The 23,673-nt window shown below is 39.1% G+C and carries 24 protein-coding genes; 9 read left to right on the top strand and 15 right to left on the bottom strand.

Translation table 11 applies throughout. The features are described 5' to 3' along the window. Nucleotides 1–10 precede the first annotated feature (10 nt). Genes rpsS through rpsJ form a run of 6 tightly spaced genes read right to left on the bottom strand, consistent with a single transcriptional unit; the run spans nucleotide 11 to nucleotide 3,026 of the window. A complete protein-coding gene (rpsS, locus tag ACWIT3_RS08990; protein ID WP_005539416.1) occupies nucleotides 11–286 on the bottom strand; it encodes a 30S ribosomal protein S19 in 276 nt (91 codons plus the stop codon). 25 nt (nucleotides 287–311) lie between these two features. Further along, on the bottom strand, nucleotides 312–1,133 hold the full coding sequence (rplB, locus tag ACWIT3_RS08985) for a 50S ribosomal protein L2 (RefSeq protein WP_457162374.1): 822 nt from the start codon (nucleotides 1,131–1,133) through the stop codon (nucleotides 312–314). A 19-nt stretch (nucleotides 1,134–1,152) separates the two neighbouring features. Further along, nucleotides 1,153–1,455 (bottom strand): 50S ribosomal protein L23, encoded by a 303-nt coding sequence (gene rplW, locus ACWIT3_RS08980; protein ID WP_005724030.1) that lies wholly within the window; start codon nucleotides 1,453–1,455, stop codon nucleotides 1,153–1,155. Further along, the gene (gene rplD / locus ACWIT3_RS08975) at nucleotides 1,452–2,054 is read right to left on the bottom strand and encodes a 50S ribosomal protein L4 (protein WP_457162373.1); all 603 of its coding nucleotides are present in this window, start codon (nucleotides 2,052–2,054) and stop codon (nucleotides 1,452–1,454) included. Before rplD ends, rplW begins: the two co-directional genes overlap by 4 nt. 14 nt (nucleotides 2,055–2,068) lie before the next feature. After that, nucleotides 2,069–2,698: a 50S ribosomal protein L3 gene (rplC, locus tag ACWIT3_RS08970; protein WP_005764326.1), complete on the bottom strand. Its 630-nt coding sequence runs from the start codon at nucleotides 2,696–2,698 to the stop codon at nucleotides 2,069–2,071. A 16-nt stretch (nucleotides 2,699–2,714) separates the two neighbouring features. Then, nucleotides 2,715–3,026 carry a 30S ribosomal protein S10 gene (gene rpsJ, locus ACWIT3_RS08965; protein WP_001181005.1) on the bottom strand — a complete coding sequence of 104 codons (312 nt, stop codon included), beginning with the start codon at nucleotides 3,024–3,026 and terminating at the stop codon, nucleotides 2,715–2,717. Between the two features lie 435 nt (nucleotides 3,027–3,461). On the opposite strand from rpsJ, the gene ACWIT3_RS08960 reads away from it, so the two are divergent. The 3 genes from ACWIT3_RS08960 (at nucleotide 3,462) to dusA (ending at nucleotide 8,253) form a co-directional block, all read left to right on the top strand. Next, on the top strand, nucleotides 3,462–5,747 hold the full coding sequence (locus ACWIT3_RS08960) for an autotransporter outer membrane beta-barrel domain-containing protein (RefSeq protein WP_457162372.1): 2,286 nt from the start codon (nucleotides 3,462–3,464) through the stop codon (nucleotides 5,745–5,747). A 149-nt stretch (nucleotides 5,748–5,896) separates the two neighbouring features. Beyond that, entirely contained in the window at nucleotides 5,897–7,270 is a 1,374-nt protein-coding gene (locus tag ACWIT3_RS08955) for a chloride channel protein (RefSeq protein ID WP_457162371.1), read from the top strand. Continuing rightward, nucleotides 7,267–8,253 carry a tRNA dihydrouridine(20/20a) synthase DusA gene (gene dusA / locus ACWIT3_RS08950; protein ID WP_457162370.1) on the top strand — a complete coding sequence of 329 codons (987 nt, stop codon included), beginning with the start codon at nucleotides 7,267–7,269 and terminating at the stop codon, nucleotides 8,251–8,253. Before ACWIT3_RS08955 ends, dusA begins: the two co-directional genes overlap by 4 nt. 65 nt (nucleotides 8,254–8,318) lie before the next feature. Here the strand turns inward: dusA and asnA are convergent, their stop codons facing one another. Further along, nucleotides 8,319–9,311: an aspartate--ammonia ligase gene (asnA, locus tag ACWIT3_RS08945; protein ID WP_457162369.1), complete on the bottom strand. Its 993-nt coding sequence runs from the start codon at nucleotides 9,309–9,311 to the stop codon at nucleotides 8,319–8,321. A gap of 162 nt (nucleotides 9,312–9,473) precedes the next feature. Here asnA and asnC point away from each other — a divergent pair, with 162 nt between their 5' ends. The 6 genes from asnC to ACWIT3_RS08915 all read left to right on the top strand — a co-directional run bounded on the left by asnC (nucleotide 9,474) and on the right by ACWIT3_RS08915 (nucleotide 16,297). Beyond that, nucleotides 9,474–9,926 carry a transcriptional regulator AsnC gene (gene asnC, locus ACWIT3_RS08940; RefSeq protein WP_046339267.1) on the top strand — a complete coding sequence of 151 codons (453 nt, stop codon included), beginning with the start codon at nucleotides 9,474–9,476 and terminating at the stop codon, nucleotides 9,924–9,926. A 25-nt stretch (nucleotides 9,927–9,951) separates the two neighbouring features. Further along, entirely contained in the window at nucleotides 9,952–10,710 is a 759-nt protein-coding gene (gene udp / locus ACWIT3_RS08935) for a uridine phosphorylase (RefSeq protein WP_046339268.1), read from the top strand. Between the two features lie 213 nt (nucleotides 10,711–10,923). Beyond that, entirely contained in the window at nucleotides 10,924–12,264 is a 1,341-nt protein-coding gene (gene rimO / locus ACWIT3_RS08930; RefSeq protein WP_457162368.1) for a 30S ribosomal protein S12 methylthiotransferase RimO, read from the top strand. 187 nt (nucleotides 12,265–12,451) lie between these two features. Continuing rightward, on the top strand, nucleotides 12,452–15,406 hold the full coding sequence (locus ACWIT3_RS08925) for a YadA-like family protein (RefSeq protein WP_457162367.1): 2,955 nt from the start codon (nucleotides 12,452–12,454) through the stop codon (nucleotides 15,404–15,406). A gap of 113 nt (nucleotides 15,407–15,519) precedes the next feature. Beyond that, the gene (locus tag ACWIT3_RS08920) at nucleotides 15,520–15,990 is read left to right on the top strand and encodes a low molecular weight protein-tyrosine-phosphatase (RefSeq protein WP_457162366.1); all 471 of its coding nucleotides are present in this window, start codon (nucleotides 15,520–15,522) and stop codon (nucleotides 15,988–15,990) included. 94 nt (nucleotides 15,991–16,084) lie between these two features. Beyond that, nucleotides 16,085–16,297, top strand: coding sequence for a YdcH family protein (locus ACWIT3_RS08915; protein WP_457162365.1), 213 nt, complete (start codon nucleotides 16,085–16,087; stop codon nucleotides 16,295–16,297). A 58-nt stretch (nucleotides 16,298–16,355) separates the two neighbouring features. Here ACWIT3_RS08915 and slyD read toward each other — a convergent pair whose 3' ends face one another. The 8 genes from slyD to def all read right to left on the bottom strand — a co-directional run bounded on the left by slyD (nucleotide 16,356) and on the right by def (nucleotide 23,232). Beyond that, nucleotides 16,356–16,955, bottom strand: coding sequence for a peptidylprolyl isomerase (gene slyD / locus ACWIT3_RS08910; RefSeq protein ID WP_457162364.1), 600 nt, complete (start codon nucleotides 16,953–16,955; stop codon nucleotides 16,356–16,358). 63 nt (nucleotides 16,956–17,018) lie between these two features. Then, nucleotides 17,019–17,720 (bottom strand): SIMPL domain-containing protein, encoded by a 702-nt coding sequence (locus tag ACWIT3_RS08905; RefSeq protein WP_457162363.1) that lies wholly within the window; start codon nucleotides 17,718–17,720, stop codon nucleotides 17,019–17,021. Between the two features lie 126 nt (nucleotides 17,721–17,846). Further along, nucleotides 17,847–18,257 carry a ribonuclease E inhibitor RraB gene (gene rraB / locus ACWIT3_RS08900; protein ID WP_046339275.1) on the bottom strand — a complete coding sequence of 137 codons (411 nt, stop codon included), beginning with the start codon at nucleotides 18,255–18,257 and terminating at the stop codon, nucleotides 17,847–17,849. A 129-nt stretch (nucleotides 18,258–18,386) separates the two neighbouring features. Further along, the gene (gene mscL / locus ACWIT3_RS08895; RefSeq protein ID WP_457162362.1) at nucleotides 18,387–18,785 is read right to left on the bottom strand and encodes a large-conductance mechanosensitive channel protein MscL; all 399 of its coding nucleotides are present in this window, start codon (nucleotides 18,783–18,785) and stop codon (nucleotides 18,387–18,389) included. Between the two features lie 82 nt (nucleotides 18,786–18,867). Then, nucleotides 18,868–20,244, bottom strand: a complete 1,377-nt coding sequence (gene trkA / locus ACWIT3_RS08890; RefSeq protein WP_046339277.1) for a Trk system potassium transporter TrkA — start codon at nucleotides 20,242–20,244, stop codon at nucleotides 18,868–18,870. A 116-nt stretch (nucleotides 20,245–20,360) separates the two neighbouring features. Continuing rightward, nucleotides 20,361–21,698 carry a 16S rRNA (cytosine(967)-C(5))-methyltransferase RsmB gene (gene rsmB / locus ACWIT3_RS08885; RefSeq protein ID WP_457162361.1) on the bottom strand — a complete coding sequence of 446 codons (1,338 nt, stop codon included), beginning with the start codon at nucleotides 21,696–21,698 and terminating at the stop codon, nucleotides 20,361–20,363. Beyond that, a complete protein-coding gene (gene fmt / locus ACWIT3_RS08880; protein ID WP_046339279.1) occupies nucleotides 21,698–22,651 on the bottom strand; it encodes a methionyl-tRNA formyltransferase in 954 nt (317 codons plus the stop codon). The genes rsmB and fmt overlap by 1 nt, the downstream gene beginning before the upstream one ends. Nucleotides 22,652–22,719: 68 nt before the next feature. Then, nucleotides 22,720–23,232 carry a peptide deformylase gene (gene def, locus ACWIT3_RS08875; RefSeq protein ID WP_457162360.1) on the bottom strand — a complete coding sequence of 171 codons (513 nt, stop codon included), beginning with the start codon at nucleotides 23,230–23,232 and terminating at the stop codon, nucleotides 22,720–22,722. Nucleotides 23,233–23,673 lie beyond the last annotated feature (441 nt).

Genomic DNA, 23,673 nt, shown 5'->3' with positions numbered 1-23,673 from the left:
CTTTTACCCCTTACTTCTTAGCTTTCTTATCCGCAGCGTGACCGCGGTAAGTACGAGTCGGTGCAAATTCACCTAATTTATGACCGATCATTTCATCAGATACATAAACAGGAACGTGCTGACGACCATTATGGACTGCGATGGTCAATCCGATCATTGACGGAATGATCATTGAACGACGGGACCAAGTTTTAATTGGTTTTTTATCCCCGCTTTCCACCGCCTTCTCTACCTTCTTCAACAAGTGTAGGTCAAGGAAAGGACCCTTCTTGAGAGAACGTGGCATGGCTAATCCTCTTTATTAATTAATATTATTTACCACGACGACGTACGATGAATTTATCAGTACGTTTGTTATGGCGAGTTTTCTTACCTTTAGTTTGAACGCCCCAAGGTGTTACTGGGTGTTTACCAAAGTTACGACCTTCACCACCACCGTGTGGGTGATCTACTGGGTTCATTGCTGTACCACGAACTGTTGGGCGAATGCCTCTCCAGCGGTTAGCACCTGCTTTACCCAATACGCGAAGCATATGTTCTGAGTTACCAACTTCACCAATAGTCGCTGTACACTCAGCTAATACTTTACGCATTTCGCCTGAACGAAGACGTAAAGTAACATAGTTACCTTCACGAGCGATAATTTGTACATACGCACCAGCTGAACGTGCGATTTGACCGCCTTTACCTGGTTTCAATTCAACGTTATGTACTGTCGAACCAACTGGGATATTACGCATTGGTAACGCATTACCAACTTTAATCGGCGCATTTGTACCAGCTTGGATTGTATCGCCTACAGATAAACCTTTAGGTGCTAAGATATAACGGCGTTCACCATCTTTATAAAGCACTAAAGCGATATTTGCAGAACGGTTAGGGTCATATTCAAGACGCTCAACAACCGCTGGAATATCTAACTTGTTACGTTTGAAATCGATTAAACGGTAATGTTGTTTATGACCACCACCAATATGGCGAGTAGTAATACGTCCGAAATTGTTACGACCACCAGTTTTAGATTTAGTATCTAAAAGTGGAGCGTAAGGTTTACCCTTGTGTAATTCAGGGTTCACGATTTTAACAACGTGACGACGACCAGCGGAGGTCGGCTTACATTTAACGATAGCCATTATCTTCTACTCCTCCGAATTACTCTGCACCTTCAACGAAGTCAAGTGATTGACCTTCTTGAAGAGTTACATAAGCTTTTTTCCAGTCACTGCGACGTCCCATTCTTGCACCGTGACGTTTAGTTTTACCTTTCACTACAACGGTACGAACAGAATCCACTTTCACTTCAAATAATTGCTCAACTGCGTTAGCAATTTCAACTTTATTTGCATCTAAAGCTACTTTGAAAACGATAGTGTTAGACTTCTCAGCGTTATTTGTTGCTTTTTCAGAGACATGTGGTGCTTTTAACACTTTTAGCAAACGTTCTTGTTGAATCATGCTAACATCTCCTCAATTTGTTTCACAGCATCTACAGTTACAACAACTTTATCGAATGCGATTAAGCTTACTGGATCGATACCTTGAACATCACGAACGTCTACTTTGTAAAGGTTACGTGCTGCTAAGAATAGATTTTCATCTAAGCTTGCTGTGATAATTAACACATCTTCAAGTGCTAATTCTTTTAATTTTTGTACTAAAACTTTCGTTTTTGGCGCATCAACTTCGAACTTGTCAACAACCACTAAACGATCTTGACGAACAAGTTCAGAAAGAATGCTTTTGATTGCACCACGGTACATTTTCTTGTTCACTTTTTGGCTGTGATCTTGTGGTTTTGCTGCGAAAGTTACACCACCTGAACGCCAGATTGGTGATTTAATATCACCTGAACGAGCACGACCTGTACCTTTTTGACGCCAAGGTTTTTTACCTGAACCAGACACTTCAGCACGAGTTTTTTGTGCACGAGAACCTTGACGAGCACCTGCTGCATAAGCAACAACAACTTGGTGAATCAATGCTTCGTTGAACTCACGTCCGAAGGTAGTTTCAGAAACAGTTAGTGCGTTTGCACCTACAACTTGTAATTCCATCTCTATCTCCTGACTTATGCCTTAACTGCTGGTTTAACGATAACATCACCATTAGTTGCGCCTGGAACAGCACCTTTAACTAATAGTAATTTACGTTCAGCATCAACACGAACAACTTCTAGTGATTGAACGGTTACACGCTCAGCACCTAAGTGTCCTGCCATTTTTTTGCCTTTAAACACACGACCTGGAGTTTGGTTTTGACCAATAGAACCAAGCACACGATGTGATAAAGAGTTACCGTGAGTAGCATCTTGGGTACGGAAGTTCCAGCGTTTAACACCGCCAGCAAAACCTTTACCTTTAGAAGTACCAGTAACATCAACTTTTTTAACATCAGCGAAGATGTCAACATTAATTTCTTGACCTAAAGTGAATTCTTCACCTTCAGTAGTACGAAATTCCCATAAACCGCGACCAGCTTCAACACCTGCTTTCACGAAATGACCAGCTTCTGGCTTAGTTACACGACTTGCTTTTTTAGAGCCAGTAGTAACTTGAATTGCAGAATAGCCATCTGTTTCTACAGTTTTAACTTGAGTAACACGGTTGGCTTCGATTTCGATAACGGTAACTGGAATTGAAACGCCATCTTCATTGAAGATACGAGTCATACCAACTTTACGACCGACTAAACCAATCATTGTAATAACCTCTTAATTAACCTAGGCTAATCTGCACGTCAACGCCGGCAGCTAGATCTAAACGCATTAATGCATCAACAGTTTTTTCTGTTGGCTCAACAATATCAACCAAACGTTTGTGAGTACGAATTTCGTATTGATCACGTGCGTCTTTGTTCACGTGTGGAGAAATCAACACAGTGAAACGCTCTTTACGAGTTGGTAACGGAATTGGACCACGAACTTGTGCACCAGTACGTTTAGCTGTTTCTACGATCTCCGCAGTAGACTGATCGATCAAACGGTGATCGAATGCTTTCAAGCGGATACGGATTCTTTGGTTCTGCATTAGACCAGAGCTCCAATCAAAATTTAGCTAATAAAAAACTAACACCAACACTTTTCTTACTTCTAAAAACGAAAAGGGGTGCAAGTTGACCTATTTATAGTTTCCCAATCGGAAACATTTTGCGTATTACCTATTGTAATACCCGTTTAATAAATGATTACATTAAACGGCTCTCATTAAGAAAGCTGGTGGATTATACCTGAATTAAGGCAGATTGCAAGTATCTTTTTAATGTATATGTTTACTTCATATAAATTGCTTTGGTCTAAGGATTTTTCAACGAAATATATATACCCAAAAGTTATAATGAAATTTAATTTTTATTATTGATAACTATAAATATTAATGATTAAATCATAACCACTGTAAGATGTTGTTGTTTATACATTTTACAAAAAAAGGACTTTTTTATTTATCCAAACCAAGAGAATAGATATGAAAAATATGACACTGAATCGTTTAATCTCGCCGCAAAAAAATTTTAAACTCAATAAAATCTTACTCACATTATTTGCCTTAAATATTGCGCCTACTGTTTTAGCTTTTCCCACAATCACTGTCACTGAAACCACCCTTTCAGTCATAGACAAACATCAGGATAATGAACCCCTTGTTTTTGGTTTAGTTAAAACGAACCAAAGCACTAACTTTGATGAAAAACATCTTTTAAAAGATAACATTCGTATCGACATTGATAATTCAAAAAACCAAGCAAATTCACAAACATTTGGAATTATTTATCTAGTAAAACCAACTCCATCCGATGCAATAGTCACAACGGATACGATTGGTAACAAAAATACCAGCTTAACGAATATCTCTGCTGTTGGGAAAGACATTACATACGGCATCGCAGCTTTAGGTACAAAAAATAAAAATGGTCCTAAGCTGATATTTGAAGGAAAAAAACTTGAAGTAAGCGTTAATTCGCTTAATAACTATGCAATGGGAATAAATGTTCAGAATAATACATTTGGTCAAAATGGTTATGCTCCTGCAACAGTTATTATCAATACTGAAAATACTCTTATCAACGCAAAATCAACACTCAAATTTAACGAAAAAGATCAAGATAATTATGCAATTGCTATGTCTGTGTTCTCTCAAGGTGTATTAGAGATTAATGGTAATTTAGAAGTACATGCAGATACGTTACTTTCTACTCGAGGAGATGCGATTACAAGAATAAATAAAATCAATGACCCGAATAAATTGATTAAACTACACGGTGATATTCATTTTAATTATGATAAACAAACCAGTGGTACACCGATTATCGCCGATGTTGCCATCAACTTAGCGAATGATGCATCTTATTGGAAAGGGAACTCACTCATTTCTGGTACCAATATTCCAGCAGGTTATGATGAATTAAATTCCTTTAAACTTGGCTTGGCAAATGGCGCACAGTGGTTGACAGATAAAAGCAGTATTGTGAATGAACTCACTATAAATAATGGGGTCATTAATATGGCTGGCGATAATACACAAACTGTAAAAATTGAGAGAATCACGGGTCCTGCAGGGACAGTCAATATTCTCGTATCTCAACAAGGTAATGTGCTAGAAACAGGGAGATTGGCTATTCTTTCATCAGGAAATTTACCACATGCCGTAGACAAAACAAAACTGACATTCAACTATCTTGGATTAAATGCAGATCAGCTCGCTTATGATCCTAAATTACTGAACAAATTAGTTTCGAATACATCCGCGCCAGAAAGTCAAGACCCAACGATTACTGCCGAGATCTCAGAAGGCTTACTTGCAGGTAAATTGTCGGCTGAGTTAGAGAATCATTTAACAGGAAACAAAGTTAAACGTATCCATCAAAGTAATAGCACTAGAACCCTTGATTATATTCGCCATATTTCTGCTTTATCTGCGTTCGCTTGGAGACAAGAAAACAATACATTACATCAACGCCTAGGTGAACTACGTAACATGAGTAGCAATGATGGAGTGTGGGCTCGAGTGAGCGGTAATAAACTCAAACTTCAAGATGACTACAGCAATACCAACACAGCTGTCCAAGTCGGTTATGATAAAGCAATTGGTGACTGGCACTATGGTTTTGCGCTTAGCCATAACCGCGGAAAAACGCATGTAACGGCAGGAACAGCTAAAAACAAAGACACCTCACTTTCTCTTTATGCAACATGGTTAGCTCAAGATGGACTCTATTCTGACATCGTATTACGACAAGGATATCTATCAAATGACTATACTTATGATGTTGAAGCAGGAAAAACTGTCGCTGACTATCACACTTGGGGTGTTTCTCTCAGTGGTGAAATCGGTAAAAAAATTGCGCTTAACAACCAATGGTCTATTACGCCACAAGCACAATTATCATCATTCTTCATCAATGGTAAAGATTACACCACAGAAAACGGTCTACGTGTTTCACAAGACACATATAAAAGTACGGTTGGTCGTTTAGGCGTGCAACTTGGCAGAAATATCAAAGAAAACAGCGATATCTATCTTAAAGTTTCTTGGTTACATGATTTCTCAAATCACGTATCAGGCAAAGTAACAAGTAGAAATGTGAGTAAAACCTTTGAACGCCGTTCAGATCGTGCTTGGTTAGAAACGGGATTAGGTATTAACCATAAATTATCTAAAACAAGCTATGTATATGCAGATATGAGCCAAATGTCAGGTAAACATCTCAAATCACCTTGGCAATGGAATATGGGTATGCGTGTTGAATTTTAATTAACGCATCTCCGCTGAAACCTAAAACCACTTTCATCTGAAAGTGGTTTTTTAACGTCAATATCAGTAAATCATTCATAACGATAATTTCAATATCTATCATGAAATGTTATGATAAATGTCTATTCTTTATGCTTTAATGAGCTGTTATGTCTACACGTCTTACCACAATAAAATCAAAAATTCGTTATTTTTTATATAAAAAAATTCGTCAAACCCATCGTATATCGCGCAAAACACTAGAGTTTACCTGCTTATTAATTGGCGCGGCGCTGGTTGCACTTTTTTCCCTTGGTTTTGCTAAATTTGCCGATCTTGGTTTAGAGTTGAATGCTCACTGGACAGCCCAATATCCTGTTGCAGTCTGGTTTGTTCTGCCTTTAGGGCTAGCTTTATTGGCATGGTTTACTGCCAAATATACGCCTTATGTAGCAGGCAGTGGTATACCACAAGTGATCGCGTCCATGAGTCTGCCCTATGGACCGAATAAAAACCGACTCATTGCATTCTGGCAAACGTTATGGAAAATTCCTCTGACTTTCTTAGCAATGCTCATTGGCGCCTCAGTTGGACGAGAAGGTCCTTCTGTTCAAGTGGGCGCTGCTGTTATGCTAGCCTGGGGTAACTTTTGCCGTAAACATGGTGTCGCATTTAACGGGCTAAGTGCAAATGAGTTAATGGCAACAGGTGCTGCAGGTGGATTGGCAGCGGCATTCAATGCGCCATTAGCTGGCGTCATTTTTGCCATTGAAGAACTGGGGCGTGGTGTCCTATTACGCTGGGAACGTCGTGTGCTGTTAGGTGTACTTGCCGCGGGTTTTATTCTGGTCGCCATTGAAGGAAATAATCCTTACTTTCCACGATATCATGGAGAAACATCTGTTCCTTATATGTTTTTATGGGTGGGACTGTGTGGTCTCGTTTGTGGTGTTTTAGGAGGAATTTTTGCCCGCTTATTAGTAAAAGGTCTCGCAGGGCTCTCTCCTGCGAAGATACGAGGCTGGATTCGTCGCCACCCAATTTATATCGCGCTATTACTTGGTTTATTTTTAGCCGCACTAGGCACATATACACAGGGAAAAACTTACGGTACAGGTTATGAAGTAGTGGCACATGCTTTAGATGGTGGAGAAACACCTGCAGAGTTGGGTATATTAAAACTTTTCTCTACAGTGGCGACCTATTGGACAGGTGTAGCGGGAGGGATTTTTACACCCGCCTTAACGACGGGCGCAGGTATTGGCGCACAAATTTGGGCATTCACAGATGGTAGCGTTGATCAACGTTTATTCGTTTTACTTTGTATGGCTGGCTTTCTTGCAGGGGCCACACAATCCCCCGTCACATCAAGTGTCGTCGTGATGGAAATGACAGGTTGTCAGCCTGTATTATTTTGGTTATTGATTTGTTGTTTAGTTTCGTCCATTATTTCACGCCAATTTCATCCTAAACCTTTTTATCATTTTGCAGCGGGACGTTTCCGCCAACGTATTCAAGAAGACACAAAAGAAGAACAAAAATGAGCCAAAATCAACCGCACTTTTATCGAGGTCGCTTTTCTGTAGCACCAATGCTAGATTGGACAACACGTCATTGTCGCTACTTCCATCGTCAATTTAGCCAACATGCTTTGCTCTATACAGAGATGGTGACAACGGGAGCTATTCTCTACGCGAAATATGATCATCTCGCGTTTTCTCCTGATGAAAATCCTGTTGCACTACAGTTAGGCGGTAGCGATCCCGTCCAATTAAGTCAATGTGCTCAATTAGCAGAACAGCGTGGTTACCATGAAATTAATTTGAATGTAGGCTGTCCCTCTGACCGTGTCCAAAATGGGATGTTCGGCGCCTGTTTAATGGCAAAAGCGGACTTAGTTGCGGAATGTGTCAACGCAATGCAAGCAGTAGTTCATATTCCTGTCACAGTAAAAACACGTATTGGTATTGATGAATTGGATAGCTACGACTTCTTGTGCGATTTTGTACAAAAAGTTGCTCAAGCGGGCTGCCAAGAATTTATTATCCATGCGAGAAAAGCCTGGCTTTCGGGGCTAAGTCCGAAAGAAAACCGTGAAATTCCGCCTTTAGATTATGAACGGGTATACCAACTAAAACGGGATTTTCCTCATTTACTTATGAGTATTAACGGTGGCATTAAAACCATTGAAGAAATGCAACAGCATTTACAACATATGGACGGGGTCATGATTGGACGCGAAGCGTATCAAAATCCAAGTTTATTGGGCTATATCGATCACGCGCTATTTGATCCTACCCGTCCAATCATCACACCACGAGAAGCAGTGGAAAATATGTTCCCTTATATTGAGCAACAGCTGAGCCAAGGCGTTTATCTCAATCATATAGTGCGCCATATGCTTGGTGCCTTCCAATCTTGTAAAGGCGCTCGTCAGTGGCGGCGTTATTTAAGTGAACATGCCCATAAAGCAGGTGCAGGGCTAGAAGTTGTTGAAACTGCACTAAGTTTTGTTGAGGAAAGCTAAAAAAGTGCGGTCAAATTTTTAAAATTTTGACCGCACTTTTGTTTTATCGAATAAATTGAATCGGCTTAAAGGATGTTTTCAAATTTTTCCATCACCCATTTTGGCCAAACACTTGATTGCACTTCACCGATATGCTTTTTCTGCAATAATAGCATCACTAAGCGAGAACGACCAATTCCTCCGCCAATTGATAATGGTAAACGCCCATTAATTAAATCTTGGTGCCAATCAAATTGTAAACGATCTTCATTGTTCGTTAACGCGAGTTGCTTACGCAGTGCAGCTTCATCTACACGGATCCCCATCGAAGAAAGTTCGAATGCACGTTCTAATACTGGGTTCCAAACTAAAATATCACCATTTAAACCGTAATACCCCTTTTCCGAAGGTGTCGTCCAGTCATCATAATCTGGTGCACGCATATCATGTGGTTTGCCATCTGACAATTTGCCACCAATACCAATGAGGAATACGGCGCCATGTTCTTTACAAATGGCATTTTCACGCTCTTTATCGTTCATGTTTGGGAAACGCTGAACCAATTCTTCACTGTGCACAAATTGAATCTCTTTTGGTAAAAATCGTGTTAAACCAAATTTATTACTCACTGCTTCTTCTGTTTCCAAAATCGCAGCATAAATTGAACGTACAGTTTGTTTTAAATATTCTACATTACGCTGTTCAGGAGAAATGACTTTTTCCCAGTCCCATTGATCTACATAAACGGAATGAGTCTGATCTAGTGAATCTTCATCAGGACGCAACGCCGTCATATGTACAAATAAACCTTCTCCTTGTGCAAAATTAAAACGTGCTAAGGTATGACGCTTCCATTTGGCTAAGGAGTGAACGACTTCAAAAGTGGCATCTGTGATCTGTTTCACATTTACTTGCACGGCTTTCTCTGCCCCTGAAAGATTATCTTGAATACCATTACCAACTTGACTTAGGATAGGTCCCTGAACTTCAACGATCCCTAAATGTTCTGCTAATTTTTCTGTGAAGGTGTTCTTTGCGAAACTAATTTCTTGTTGTTGTAGAATAAATGACTTTTTCATTACTTAATACCTTAAAAAAATAGATCTATATCAAAAATTGTTTGATATTATTTAATATTCAAGCAACATAACTCAACACATTTCCTTAAAAAAGGGTTATACTATAGATAAATTCAAATGCAAAAGATGTTTTTTTGAATAAAATCTAAAAAGGATAACCTTATGCACAACATTGATAATCTAGATCAGCAAATTTTACGTGTATTAACTAAAGATGCTCGCACACCTTATGCTGAAATGGCCAAAAATTTTGGGGTGAGTCCCGGTACGATTCATGTACGCGTTGAAAAAATGCGCCAAGCTGGCATCATTGAGGGAACGAAAGTTCGAATTAATGAACGGAAACTCGGTTATGACGTATGTTGTTTTATTGGTATTATACTAAAAAGCGCCAAGGACTATGAAAAAGTCATTAAAAAACTCGAATGCTTTGACGAGGTAGTTGAAGCCTATTATACAACAGGAAATTATTCCATTTTTATTAAAGTCATGACGCATACTATCGCAGAATTACATTCTGTGCTTGCAACAAAAATTCAATTAATTGATGAAATTCAATCAACTGAAACCCTAATTTCAATGCAAAATCCGATTTTGCGTGATATTAAACCCTAACCTAACATAATAATAAGGAGAGATTATGTCAGAAGTATTTCATTTAGGTTTAACAAAAGCCATGTTAGAAGGTGCAAAACTTGCAATTACACCAGGTGCACCAGAACGTGTTGAAAAAATTGCACGCTTATTAGAGCGCCCAAAATTTCTTGCATCAACACGTGAATTTACCTCTTGGCTAGGTTATATCGGGGATAAAGCAGTTGTTGTCTGTTCAACAGGGATTGGTGGACCATCTGTTTCTATTGCCGTCGAAGAACTTGCACAATTAGGCGTACGTACTTTCTTGCGAATTGGTACCACGGGTGCAATTCAACCCCATATTAATGTCGGTGACATTTTAGTGACAACAGGTGCAGTCCGTTTAGACGGCGCAAGTTTACACTTTGCACCAATGGAATATCCTGCGGTGGCTAACTTTGAATGTACTACTGCACTCTATCAAGCAGCGAAAGCTTGTGCGAATCAAAACGTTTATGTTGGTATTACCGCTGCTTCTGATACGTTCTATCCTGGACAAGAACGTTATGACACATACAGTGGTAAAGTCTATCGCCATTTCCAAGGCTCATTAAAGCAATGGCAAGATCTCAATGTCATGAACTTTGAAATGGAATCTGCGACATTATTTACAATGTGCTCTGCTTTAGGCTTACGCGCGGGTATGGTTGCAGGCGCCATTGTTAACCGTACGCAACAAGAAATCCCAAATGAAGAGCTCGCGAAAAACGTCGAGAAAAATGCTATCGAAGTCGTTGTTAAAGCGGCAGCACAACTCGTATAACATTTAACCTCTTTTCTACTAAAAACGCTTGATTTCACATCAAGCGTTTTCTTTTTTTATTCTCATCATTTTTCAAAAATCCACCGCACTTTGTTTAGCCATTCAACTTTTTCTATATTATTTAACCTTTTTTAGTATGATTTATCGCCTTTTGTTTATAAATTATGTACAATAAAAAGCTTTCTTGCTTTACTACTCTTTTGAGATTTTTTTATGACATTTTCTTCACCAAATATTGGTTTTATTAGTCTCGGTTGCCCTAAAAATTTAGTTGACTCTGAACGTATTTTGACAGAATTACGTTCTGATGGTTATAACATCATTCCCAGTTATGAAAACGCGGACTTAGTGATTGTTAACACTTGTGGTTTCATTGACAGTGCCGTTCAAGAATCGCTAGAAGCGATTGGCGAAGCACTAGAAGAAAATGGGAAAGTCATTGTAACAGGCTGCTTAGGTGCGAAAGAAGACCGTATTCGTGAAGTTCATCCCAAAGTATTGGAGGTCACAGGTCCACATAGTTATGAAGCTGTGATGACTCAAGTACACAAATATGTCCCGAAGCCAGCGTACAACCCTTATATTAACCTTGTACCAAAGCAAGGGGTAAAACTCACACCAAAACATTATGCTTATTTAAAAATTTCAGAGGGATGCGACCATCGTTGCACATTCTGTATTATCCCATCGATGCGTGGTGATCTGGAAAGCCGCTCCATTGTACAAGTATTAGACGAAGCAAAACGTCTCGTGGAGGCTGGAGTAAAAGAGCTCTTAATTGTTTCACAAGATACCTCTGCTTATTCACTCGATCAGCGAAAAGAAAACCAAAATAAGACAGTTTTCTGGAATGGTATGCCAATTAAAAACAATCTCATTAGTTTATGTGAGCAATTAGGCACATTAGGTGTCTGGGTACGCCTACATTACGTGTATCCCTATCCACATGTTGATGACCTAATTCCACTCATGGCAGAAGGCAAAATTTTGCCTTACTTAGACATTCCATTACAACATGCCAGTCCAACGATTCTGAAAGCCATGAAAAGACCTGGCTCAATTGACCGCACATTAGAACGAATTAAAAAATGGCGTGAAATTTGTCCAGATTTGACATTGCGTTCAACTTTTATTGTCGGTTTCCCAGGCGAAACCGAGGAAGATTTCCAATTACTCTTAAACTTCTTAAAAGAGGCACAACTTGATCGCGTAGGTTGCTTTAAATTTAGTCCTGTTGAAGGAGCTGCTGCAACCACAATGCCAAATCAAGTACCAGAAGAGGTCAAAGAAGAGCGTTTCCACCGTTTTATGCAATTACAGCAGCAAATCTCTACTGAGCGCCTACAACAAAAAGTAGGTAAAACCCTCACCGTAATAGTCGACGAAGTGAATGACGAAGGAATCATTGCACGCGCTATGGCAGATGCACCAGAAATTGATGGTGTTGTCTATATTGATAATCCAAACGATCTAGAGGTTCAAGTTGGACAATTTATCCGCGCGTACATTACTCATGCAGACGAGTACGATCTTTACGGAGATTTAACAAATTAGTTACATTTTCATCATGTTATCACGTTGAACATAGTGATTAATTTGTAATCATCATACAGTAAATGTCCAATTTATTTTTTATCTATCCTTATTTCATAAGCAGTATCGGGGAATAAGGAGCATTACTCATTTAATAAATAAGAATCTTTATCTTCTCAATCTCTCTAACGGAAATAGGTAAAATAAAATGAATAAAATCTACCGCACCTTATGGAATAAAGCGACACAAAGCAGCGTTGTTGTGTCAGAACTCACCAAATCTGGTGGTAAAAAATCATCAGCCAAAACTGGTTTAGTTAATGCTGCTGGGAATATCACCTTAACGGCATCGTTACTCTTCACCACAACTTCAGTTATCGCAACAACAGAAAGTGGCGATAACTTTGAGCAAGCTAAACACAAAACTTGTTACTATAACCCAACGACTCAAAATGTCATCTGTGGTGACAAAGACACAACCGCTGCAACAAAATTTGATTCAAAACCAAGCAAATCTGTTGCGATTGGTAGAAAAGTGAAAACATCGGGGGAAAGTAATGTCGCAATTGGTGCAGATAGCGCAACTACGCATACTGCCTCGATTGCTATTGGTGCTGGTGCAAAAGCAACAAACGATGAAACAGTTGCGATTGGCAAAGGAGCAAAAGCAGAAGGACAATGGGATATTTCTATTGGTCGTAATACGGGTTCTACAGGAAGCAAAAACAGTAACATTGCGGTTGGTGATGGTGCATTAAAAGATGCTCAAGGAACAAACAATATTATTGCGATAGGTACAGGCGCCTCGTCTCAGAGTGGTGGGTCTCACAATGTTGCTATAGGTACAGAAGCAAATAAAAATATCACTACACATTATGCTACCGCTGTAGGTTACAAAACTGCAGCATCTGGTCAAAGTTCTGTTGCAATAGGGAATGGCGCAAAATCCATAGGTGCCACTTCTGTCGCACTAGGATTTACTTCAGCAGCTAATGCCGATTTTGCGATTGCCGTGGGACGTGAAGCAAAAGCAGGGGCATCTTCTGTGGCACTAGGGGCAAAAACGGATGCCTCACAACCAGCAACAATTGCATTAGGTGTAGGAGCAAAAGCAAAAGATCAACGTGCAATAGCAATCGGTGAAAATGCAGATGCATCAGGTCAATTCGCTATCGCAATTGGGACAAAAGACATCAAAGCAACGGGGGCGGCTTCCGTTTCGATTGGACGTGGAACCAAAACAAGATCGCATCACTCCATTGCCATTGGTCTTGATGCAGAAACGGGTGTAGAAGGCAGTGGTGTGAAAGACGCAGAAAGTGCAATCGCGTTAGGACAAAAAGCCAAAGCCAAACAACAACATTCGATCGCATTTGGTCATGAGGCAATGGCAAACCATAAAGATGCGGTTGCACTCGGTGCAAATTCTGTCACAGCAGATGTAATCAAAACCAACGATGCAACAGTACAGGGCTTTACTTATTCAGGTTTTGCTGGCAATGCGCCACTTTCTACCGTCAGTATTGGTTCAGACACAATAAAACGCACATTAACCAATGTGGCTGCAGGACGTATTTCAGAAAATAGCACAGATGCAGTCAATGGCAGCCAATTATATTTAGCATTAAATACGTTCGGATATGTCGGTGACACACTCGTTAAAAATGTATTAGGCGGCAATGCGAACATTGAAAAAGCAGGCAATACTGCTGGTTCTTTAACCATGTCCAATATTGGTGGTACAGGACAAAATACGCTCCATGATGCCATTGCTGCGGTAAATACTGCAGCCGCACAAAAAACAGAAGTCATTGCGGGTAAAAACATAACTGTGAAAAATACAGGCAGCACAACACACCCTCGTTATACGGTTGAAACCACAGAAGACGTTGAGTTTAAAACAGTAAAAGTTGGCGAAAACCAAGAAATCGAAATGGATAAAGATGGGATTACTGCTGGTAATGTGTATATCAATACACAAGAAGATGATATTACGGGATTAAGTAATACGACGTTAGGACAAGATAACTTTGCTGCAGATGGTCGTGCGGCAACAGAAGAACAATTAAGTGAAACTGTTGATAATGTCGTCAAAGTGCTGGGCGGCAATGCACAAAATGAAAATGGCGAAATCAGTATGAGTAATATCGGTGATACGGGTGAAAATACGATTCATGATGCCATCAAAGCAATCAATGCGACCGCTAAAGCCGCTAAAACAACGGTTGAAGCGGGTGAAAATATTGAAGTAACGACGAAAGCAGCTGACGATGGTAGTCAAACTTATACGGTCGCAACGAAAAAAGACGTGAAATTTAACAGTGTGGTCACAAGCGGTACGAAAATCGATCATAATGGCGTAACCTTTGTGAACGATGAAGGAACTGCGATTTCAAATAGTCCAATCATCAGTAAAACAGGCATTGATGCTGGTCAGCAAAAAGTAAAACAAGTCCAAAATGGAGAGGTGACTAAAGCGAGCAAAGATGCGGTAAACGGCAGTCAGTTATTTGCTCAAGGTGAAGGCGTAAAAAACATGATCGGCGGTAATACAACTTACGACGCCACTACAGGTAAATACACAAACCAGGACATTGGTGGAACAGGCAAAAACACGATTCATGATGCCATCAAAGCCAGCCAAACTGAAGTAACGGCAGGTAAAAATATGAAAGTGGCATCAAGTAAAGGGGCAAATGGACAAACCGTATACCAAGTTGCAACACAAGATAAGGTTGCCTTTACAGAAGTCAAAGTCGGACCGAATGTGACAATGAATGAATCTGGTCTACAAGTCGGCAATATTCACCTAAATACTGTTACTAACAAGATCACGGGGATTGCAAAAGGCGAGGTATCTGCGACCAGTACTGAAGCAATAAATGGTAGTCAGCTCTATCACACTCACCAACATATTAATAAGTTAGACAAAAACTTACGTGCAGGTATTGCAGGAGCTAACGCGGCAGCAGGTCTTCCACAAGCCTATTTACCAGGTAAAAGCATGGTTGCTATTGCTGCAGGAACGTATAAAGGTGAAAATGCTTTAGCATTAGGGGTTTCTCGTATTTCAGATAATGGTAAAGTGATCATTAAATTAACGGGAAACACTGACTCCCGTGGCGATGTCGGGGGAAGTGTCGGCGCAGGTTATCAATGGTAATCTCAAGCTACGGCTGAACACATAAATAAATGAGGCGCTATTCGATTGTATTGAATAGCGCCTCATTGTATTCTAGTGAGTCATATGTATTTGATTATCCATAGAGGATCGAAATGACTATTCGTATTTTATTTGTGTGTTTAGGCAATATCTGCCGCTCTCCCATGGCAGAATTTCTGATGCGAGAAAAAATAAAACAAGCAACATTACAAAACGTGATTGAAACCAGCAGTGCAGGAACATCAGGTTGGCACGATGGTGAAAATATGCATTGTGGTACAGCAGAAATCTTAGACTTACATCACATTGACAGTGCAGGATTTCAAAGCAGAAAAGTGCGGTCAGAAGATTGGTCATTGTATGATTACATAATTGCGATGGATGACAACAACTTACAAGATCTTGAGGCACTTTTTGGACATCATCCTGACAAACTATTTAAAATCACCGATCTGTGCCCCCAGTTAGACTACCGTGAAATACCTGACCCTTGGTACACTAAAAACTTCCAGCAGACTTATCAATTATTAGATCAATGTTGTGATGCTTTACTTAATAAAATACGGATGATGCACTCTCTTTAAATTTGTGATCTATAACACATTTATTTTATGTGAATTTCGATAAGATAACTGCTAGGTGTCTATTTTTTATACTTCACTACAAAAAGGAGTACTTATGTTTCCCGAATTTCGTGATTTGATTTCTCAATTAAAAATTGAAGATTCTCATTTTGGTCGTTTATTTGATAAGCACAATGAATTAGATCAACGTATCAAAAATATTGAATTAAATATCGAACTTGGTACGCCTAATGAAGTAGAAAATCTGAAAAAAGAAAAACTACGCTTAAAAGATGAAATGTACGCTATCCTCAAAAAGCATCAATAACGTAAAACTGAAAAAAAGAACCGCACTTAATGTGCGGTTCTTCATTATCTTACTGCGATTAGTGTTTGCATCCACCATTACCACAGCAGCCATCATGTTCGTGATGGTGATCATGGTGATCATGATGATCGTGGCTTCCACATCCACAACCATGATCATCGTCATGGTGGTGATGACCACCACAGCAACCGCCTTCTTGATGAACATGACCATGTGTCATCTCTTCTTCTGTCGCTTGACGTGTCGCAACAACTTCAACGGTAAATAATAATTCTTGACCTGCAAGCATGTGGTTACCATCAACAACAACATCATTTTCCGCGACTTCCGTAATCACCACTGGCAGTGGACCAATATCCGTATCTGCGATAAAACGCATACCCACAACGAGTTCATCAACTCCTTGGAACACATCTTTTGGTACACGTTGCACCATATTTTCATTGTATTCACCGTAACCTTCTTCAGGTTGCACACGTACTTCAAATTTATCGCCCACGGCTTTGCCTTCTAAGGCATTTTCTAGCCCAATCACTAAATTATTATGACCTTGTAAATACTCTAATGGTTGATTTGTCGGCGCCTCATCAACTAATACACCGTCTGCAGTGCGAACTTGGTAAGCGATGCTTACTACAACATTTTTTGCTACTTTCATTATTACTCCAATTTTTAGCGAATGAATTTTGTCATTGTATAAGAAATATCATCCATTAGAAAGTTAATCATGGATTAATTCAATTTTTGCGTGAACTTCTGCTCGAATCTTAGTTCGCCCTGCCTCTAGCTCAATCTCATCTTGATAAGAGGAAGCAGAATTTGCCTGCATCATTTTGGTCGCATAAGCACGTGGTTGAATCATATCATGAGGGGTAGATAAATTGAGTTCAAGCACCTTATACCCTTTGCTCTTTAAGCTAGTTTGGATCACCTTTGCTTTTTGTTCAAATCTTTGTAATACGGCTTGAGTCATTTCTTGTTCTAACGCAGCCAATTTTTCTGTTGATAACGTGGCATAAAGTTTTTCAATCATAAGATGATGATTTAACTCACCAATCAATTTAGCCAATGCAACAGAATCTTTACTTTGTAAAACTAATTCAGCACGACTCACCCAACCATTTTGCTTACCCTCTTTTCCATAACGTACATAAGTATTTCTTTCTTGTGATTGAATCGCCACACTATCTTGTTTTTTAACCAAAGCGACCGCTGCATTCATACGTTCTGTCACTTTCTGATTCAATATATGAATATCTTTGCCCTCTTCTTGTGTAAACATGACGACTTGCATGAGATCTTGAGCCACCTCTTTTTCAACCTCCGCATTAAATGTGATAATGTTCATCGGCGGTGCTTCAGCATAAGTTTCTGTCGCAAAAGGTAATGCCAACAAAGCTAACGTAAGATGTTTCAATTTCATAACCTATCCTTATTAAGAATCAAAAAATAATCACTTATTAGGCAATACCCACTTTAAATAGTTCCAAAAGAAAACCGCACTCCTAGCAAAGCCAAAAGTGCGGTCTTATTTCATACGATTTTAAAATTAATGACGCTCATCTTCATCATCAAAAAACTCACCGTCATCACCATATTCGTCATCATTCTCATTTGGATCTTCAAAATAGGTTCCCCACCCATCATAGATGCCACCCAATTTCTCAACTAAAGGAATAAGCTCTTTTTGTTGAGCATCAATAATTTCAGGTTTTAATGCAACTTCACTGATAATATCAAAACAGAAAATCAGTTTTCCATTATCATCCTCAAACTCTTCTGCTTCAGAAACTTCATAACCAGCTTTAAATGCTTCTACTGCGATTTTTTCCAACTTATCAAAATCATGATGTGCGATATGATGTTCAATAATATACAACGCATCAGGATCACTGCCGTCATTCAATAAATCTGTGATAATTTCACGTGTTTCTGTTTGTAATGCTTGTAAATCAGTCATAATCATTGCCCCTTAGAGATAAACGAGCACTATTGTAAAGTGTCTAGGTAAGTTAAACAAGGTACGCCCTTTTCGCAAGGCAAATAAAAAATCTTCCACAATGGGAAGATTTTTTGAGGATACATGTGATTATTTTTTTAATAAATCACGAATCTCCGTTAATAACACTTCTTCATTTGAAGGTTTCGCTGGCGCTTCTTCTACTGCTGGAGTCTCACGTTTTAATTTATTTAACGCTTTAATCATTAAGAAAATCGCAAAAGCAATGATTGTGAAATCAAATACTGTTTGAATAAACGCGCCGTAATTTAATGTTACTGCAGGCACATCGCCTACGGCTTCTTTTAAGACAATACTTAAATCTTTAAAATCCACGCCACCAGTAAGAATACCTAATACTGGCATAACAACATCACCCACTAACGAACTCACAATCTTACCGAATGCACCACCGATAATCACACCAACAGCCATATCTACAACATTGCCGCGCATTGCAAATTCGCGAAATTCTTTAATAAAACTCATACATGCTCCTAAATAAAATTTAATCTAAATCGGTAGGCATTATAGAAGCTTTTACTTTCTTGTACAGCGTATTTACGCTACTTTAAATAAAGAATACACTCGGCTGAAATAGTTTTTCAATATCCGACACAACCTTCTTATCGCTTAAATACACAATCACATGATCTTCATCTTCAATCACTAAATTTTTCTTAGCCATAATCACTTCTTCACCACGCAAGATTGCTCCCACAATCGCACCTTGCGGTAATTTTAATTCTGAAATTTTACGACCAATCACTAGAGAGGAGCTTTCTTCACCATGAACAATAATCTCAAGCGCCTCTGCCACTCCGTGTCGCAATGAAGCAACATTGACAGTGTCTCCTTTACGTACATGACTTAATAGTGCAGAAATTGTTGCTTGCTGTGGTGAAACCGCAATATCGATAGTACCACCTTGGATAAGATTGATATACGCCATACGCTGAATTAATACCATGGCTTTCTTCGCACCTAAACGTTTCGCCAGTAAAGCCGACATGATGTTCGCTTCATCATCACTCGTTAAAGATAAAAACACATCAATATTTTCAATCTGTTCTTCAAATAAAAAAGACTGATCCGATGCATCACCACAAAAAATCAGCGTATTTGAAAGTTTTTCTGCCAATGCAGTAGCACGCTCCGCATTACGTTCAATTAATTTGACCGAACATTTTCCTTCCAGCGATTTTGCTACACCAATCCCAATATTACCGCCGCCAGCAATCATAATACGCTTATAGGGTTTCTCTAAACGCTGCAACTCACTCATAACAGCTTTAATATGAATCGTTTCACAAATAAATGTGACTTCATCACCTGCTTCAATAATCGTTGAGCCCTGTGGGCGAATCACTTTATCTTGACGTAAGATCGAGACAATACGGCAATCAATATGTGGCATATGATCTTTCAATGCAGAAATTGCATAGCCGACTAATGGTCCACCGTAATAGGCTTTTACTACCACAAGACTAATACGCCCCTCAGCAAAATGAGCAACTTGCAAAGCTCCTGGATAATCAATTAAACGCGTAATTTCATCTGTAACGAGCTTTTCTGGTGAAATAATATGATCAATTGGCAACACACTCGGTTGAAATAATTTATCTTTTTCGCGTAAATATTCTGCATTGCGAATACGGGCAATTTTGGTTGGGGTATTGAATAGCGTATAACTAATTTGGCAAGCGACCATATTAATTTCGTCTGAACTGGTGACTGCGACCAATAAATCAGCATCTTGTGCTCCCGCTTCACGTAACACCTTCGGTGAAGATGCTGATCCATTTACAACACGTAAATCATGCTTACTTTGTAAATTTTCTAGCCGCAGTGACTGGTTATCGACTAACGTAATATCATTATCTTCACTGACTAAATTTTCTGCTAGGGTAGTCCCTACTTGCCCTGCCCCAAGAATGATAATTTTCATTATTCTGTTCTCTCAATCATTAACACCAACCGTTGTATACTCGATGTCACCTTCTCGTTGCGGTAATATCCCTACGGCACTCTGCCAAATAAAAATTCATCTCTTGATTTATCGGTCTAACTTGGTATTTTCCTTAACTTCGCATAATAGAAACCGTCACCACCATTTTCAGTGGGAATAAATTGAAAACCAAGGTTCGGTTCTGCAGCAGAAAAAGGTAAGTCTTCTAACTTAGCATCGCTATTTTTGCGTAGAAATTGCTCAATTTGAAATTTATTTTCTTCTGGTAAGATAGAACACGTTGCATATAATAGAACGCCATTAGGTTTCAATATTGCCCAAAGTGCCTGCAAAATTTGTGCTTGTAACTGAACAAGTTGTTCAATATCTGTTTCCTGACGCAGCCATTTGATATCTGGATGACGGCGAATCACGCCTGTTGCAGAACAAGGCGCATCTAGTAAAATTCGGTCAAATTGAACCGCACTTTCACACACTTGCTCAAGCCACTGTGATGGTTGACTTGCATCTCCACAAATCACTATTGCTGTTTGTTGCATACGCGCTAAATTCTCATGAACACGCTTTAAGCGGCTAGCCTCAATATCCAAAGCCACAACACGTGCATGAGGTGCTTGTTCTAAAATATGTGTTGTTTTTCCACCAGGTGCAGCACAGGCATCTAAAATCAATTCATTATTTTGCGGAGCTAATAACAAGGCTGACCATTGTGCATGTAAATCTTGCACGGTTACTGCACCTTGCTCAAAATGAGGAAGATGAGAAACAGCGGTTGGTTGTGCTAAGCGTAAAGCAAATGGATTATCGGCAGTAAAACATGTCATCCCCTGCTTAGCGAGTAATGTTGCATAACTTTCCACATCTGTTTGTTGCTGGTTCACACGAATCCACATCGGTGGTTTTTGATTATTCGCCTCAATAATATCACGCCAATTCGGATATACTTTTTTTAGGCGGTTGACTAACCATTCTGGATGTAACGTTTGCCAGTTTTTATCAACTTTCGCTAAGATCGGCTCTTGCTCACGTAAGAAACGACGTAATACCGCATTGACTAAACCACGCAAACTTTCAACATTAAGTGCACGCGTCGCATTGACCACTTCATCAACTGCAGCATGAGCAGGAATACGGGTATACAATAATTGATACAAACCAACTAACAATAAGCAATGCACAATGCGTGTTTTTCCTTTTAACTGTTTATCCACAAGCAACGCGATAATCTGTTCTAAACGAGGGAGTACACGACAAACACCAAAACATATTTCTTGTAACAATGGCAAATCTTGCTGCTTCACTTGATTCTGCACTTCTGGAATAAGCACAGATAATGACTTCCCTTGATCTAAAACCTGTAAAATCACCTGTGCAGCAAGTGCTCTTGTTGAAAGAGCGGTATGTTTTTTAGAAATTTTTTCACGCTTCTGCATTAGAGTACCTTACCGACAGTAAACCAATCCGCCCTTCCATTTAACAATTCTTGCGCAGACATTGGTTTCTTACCCGCGGGTTGTAACTGTAATAAATTTAATACACCTTCCGCTGTTGCAATTTGAATCCCTTGTTTATCCGCAGTTAGAATTGTACCAATAGGCTTATCGACATGTGGTAATACCGTTGCCTGATAAACTTTCAAAATGTGTTCATTACCTTGTAGATCCGTCGTTGAAAAATAACTAATCGGCCAAGGATTGAATGCACGAATACAACGTTCCAACTGTGCTGCTGACAAGCTCCAATCTAATTTAGCCTCTTCTTTAGATAATTTTTCAGCATAACTAGACTGAGAATGATCCTGCTTCACTGCCATAAATTTACCCGACTCTAAATGATCTAAAACATCAAGTAATGCTTCGGGCGCAATGTCAGCCAATTTCTGATATAAACTTGCAGAGGTTTCTTCTGGTGTAATATCACAATACACTTTATGTAACATATCGCCTGTATCCAATCCCTCATCCATCTGCATAATGGTTACACCTGTTTTCATATCACCCGCCCAAATTGCACGTTGAATAGGGGCTGCCCCACGCCAATGAGGTAATAACGAACCATGCACATTAAGACAACCCAAACGTGGCATATTCAATACAGTTTTAGGCAAAATCAAACCATAAGCAACCACAACCATCACATCTGCATTTAATGCAGCTAACTCAGCTTGAGCCTCAGGCGTACGTAATGATTTAGGTTGGTAAATCGGTAACTGGTATTGTTGTGCCAATTGTTTTACTGCACTCGCTTGTAGTTTTTTACCACGCCCTGCGGGTTTATCAGGCTGAGTGTAAACAGCAATAACATGATGAGAAGAATGAAGAAGGGCTTCTAAATGTTTAGCGGCAAAATCAGGCGTACCCGCAAAAATAATATTTAATGGTTTCATAATAAAATTAGATAATGTTCTACGTTATGAATCAAAACACCCACGCAAACGCGTGGGTACTCAATGAATTACTGCTGTTTAGCTAACTGTTTTTGCCATTTAATCAGCTTTTCTTTCATACGTTGGCGTTTCAAAGGTGATAAATAATCAGCAAATACAATGCCATTTAAATGATCGATCTCATGCTGAATACAAATAGCTAATAAACCATCTGCTTCTAAAATATATTCTTCACCATGTCGATTCAATGCTTTCACTTTCACTTTTTCTTTACGAGGTACAAAGCCTCTCATACCAGGTAAAGACAAACACCCCTCTTCAATCCCCGTTTCACCACAACTTTCAATAATCTCAGGATTAATCAATACATATTGATGTTCTTTTGTCCCTTCTACATCAATAGTGATAATACGTTGATGAATATCTACTTGTGTTGCAGCTAAGCCGATTCCTTCTTCGTGGTACATTGTTTCAAACATATTATCAACAATCTCACGAATTTGATCATCCACAACGTCAACAGGTTTTGCTACTGTTTTTAAACGCTCATCTGGATAAACAAGTACATTTAATAAAGCCATAAGTTCTCTTTTCTAATTTATTTAACAAGTCATTCTTTTATTCTAACGTTTTTTCATTTTTTTACCAAATTCTTAGGAACATTAAGACAAGAATACTGCATACTTATAAAATAAATGAAGCGGTAATAATCCCTTACATTCCGCGTTGTCATGAATCGAAAACCTGTTATCTCAATCTACGTAATGTACTTTTATCCTGTTCATTACACAATACAACATAAATAATCTCACTAATCTTTTATCTGCTGTAACTTACAAGCGCTACTCTCAACATGCAATACCAATAACATAAAAATTCCATACCTTACTCATAAAACACAAAGCAGAGATAAAAAGCAATATCGAAGTCTATCTCAGCCAGATTGGTGATGAAACAGATAAGATGTATGCAGTTCGACTGTAAGAGATACAAGTAAAATGATATTAGCCAGTAGCAGTTAT

This window comes from Pasteurella sp. P03HT, assembly GCF_054052285.1.
Note: the sequence above shows the minus strand (reverse complement) of the source record. Positions and strands in the feature narration are given on the sequence as shown.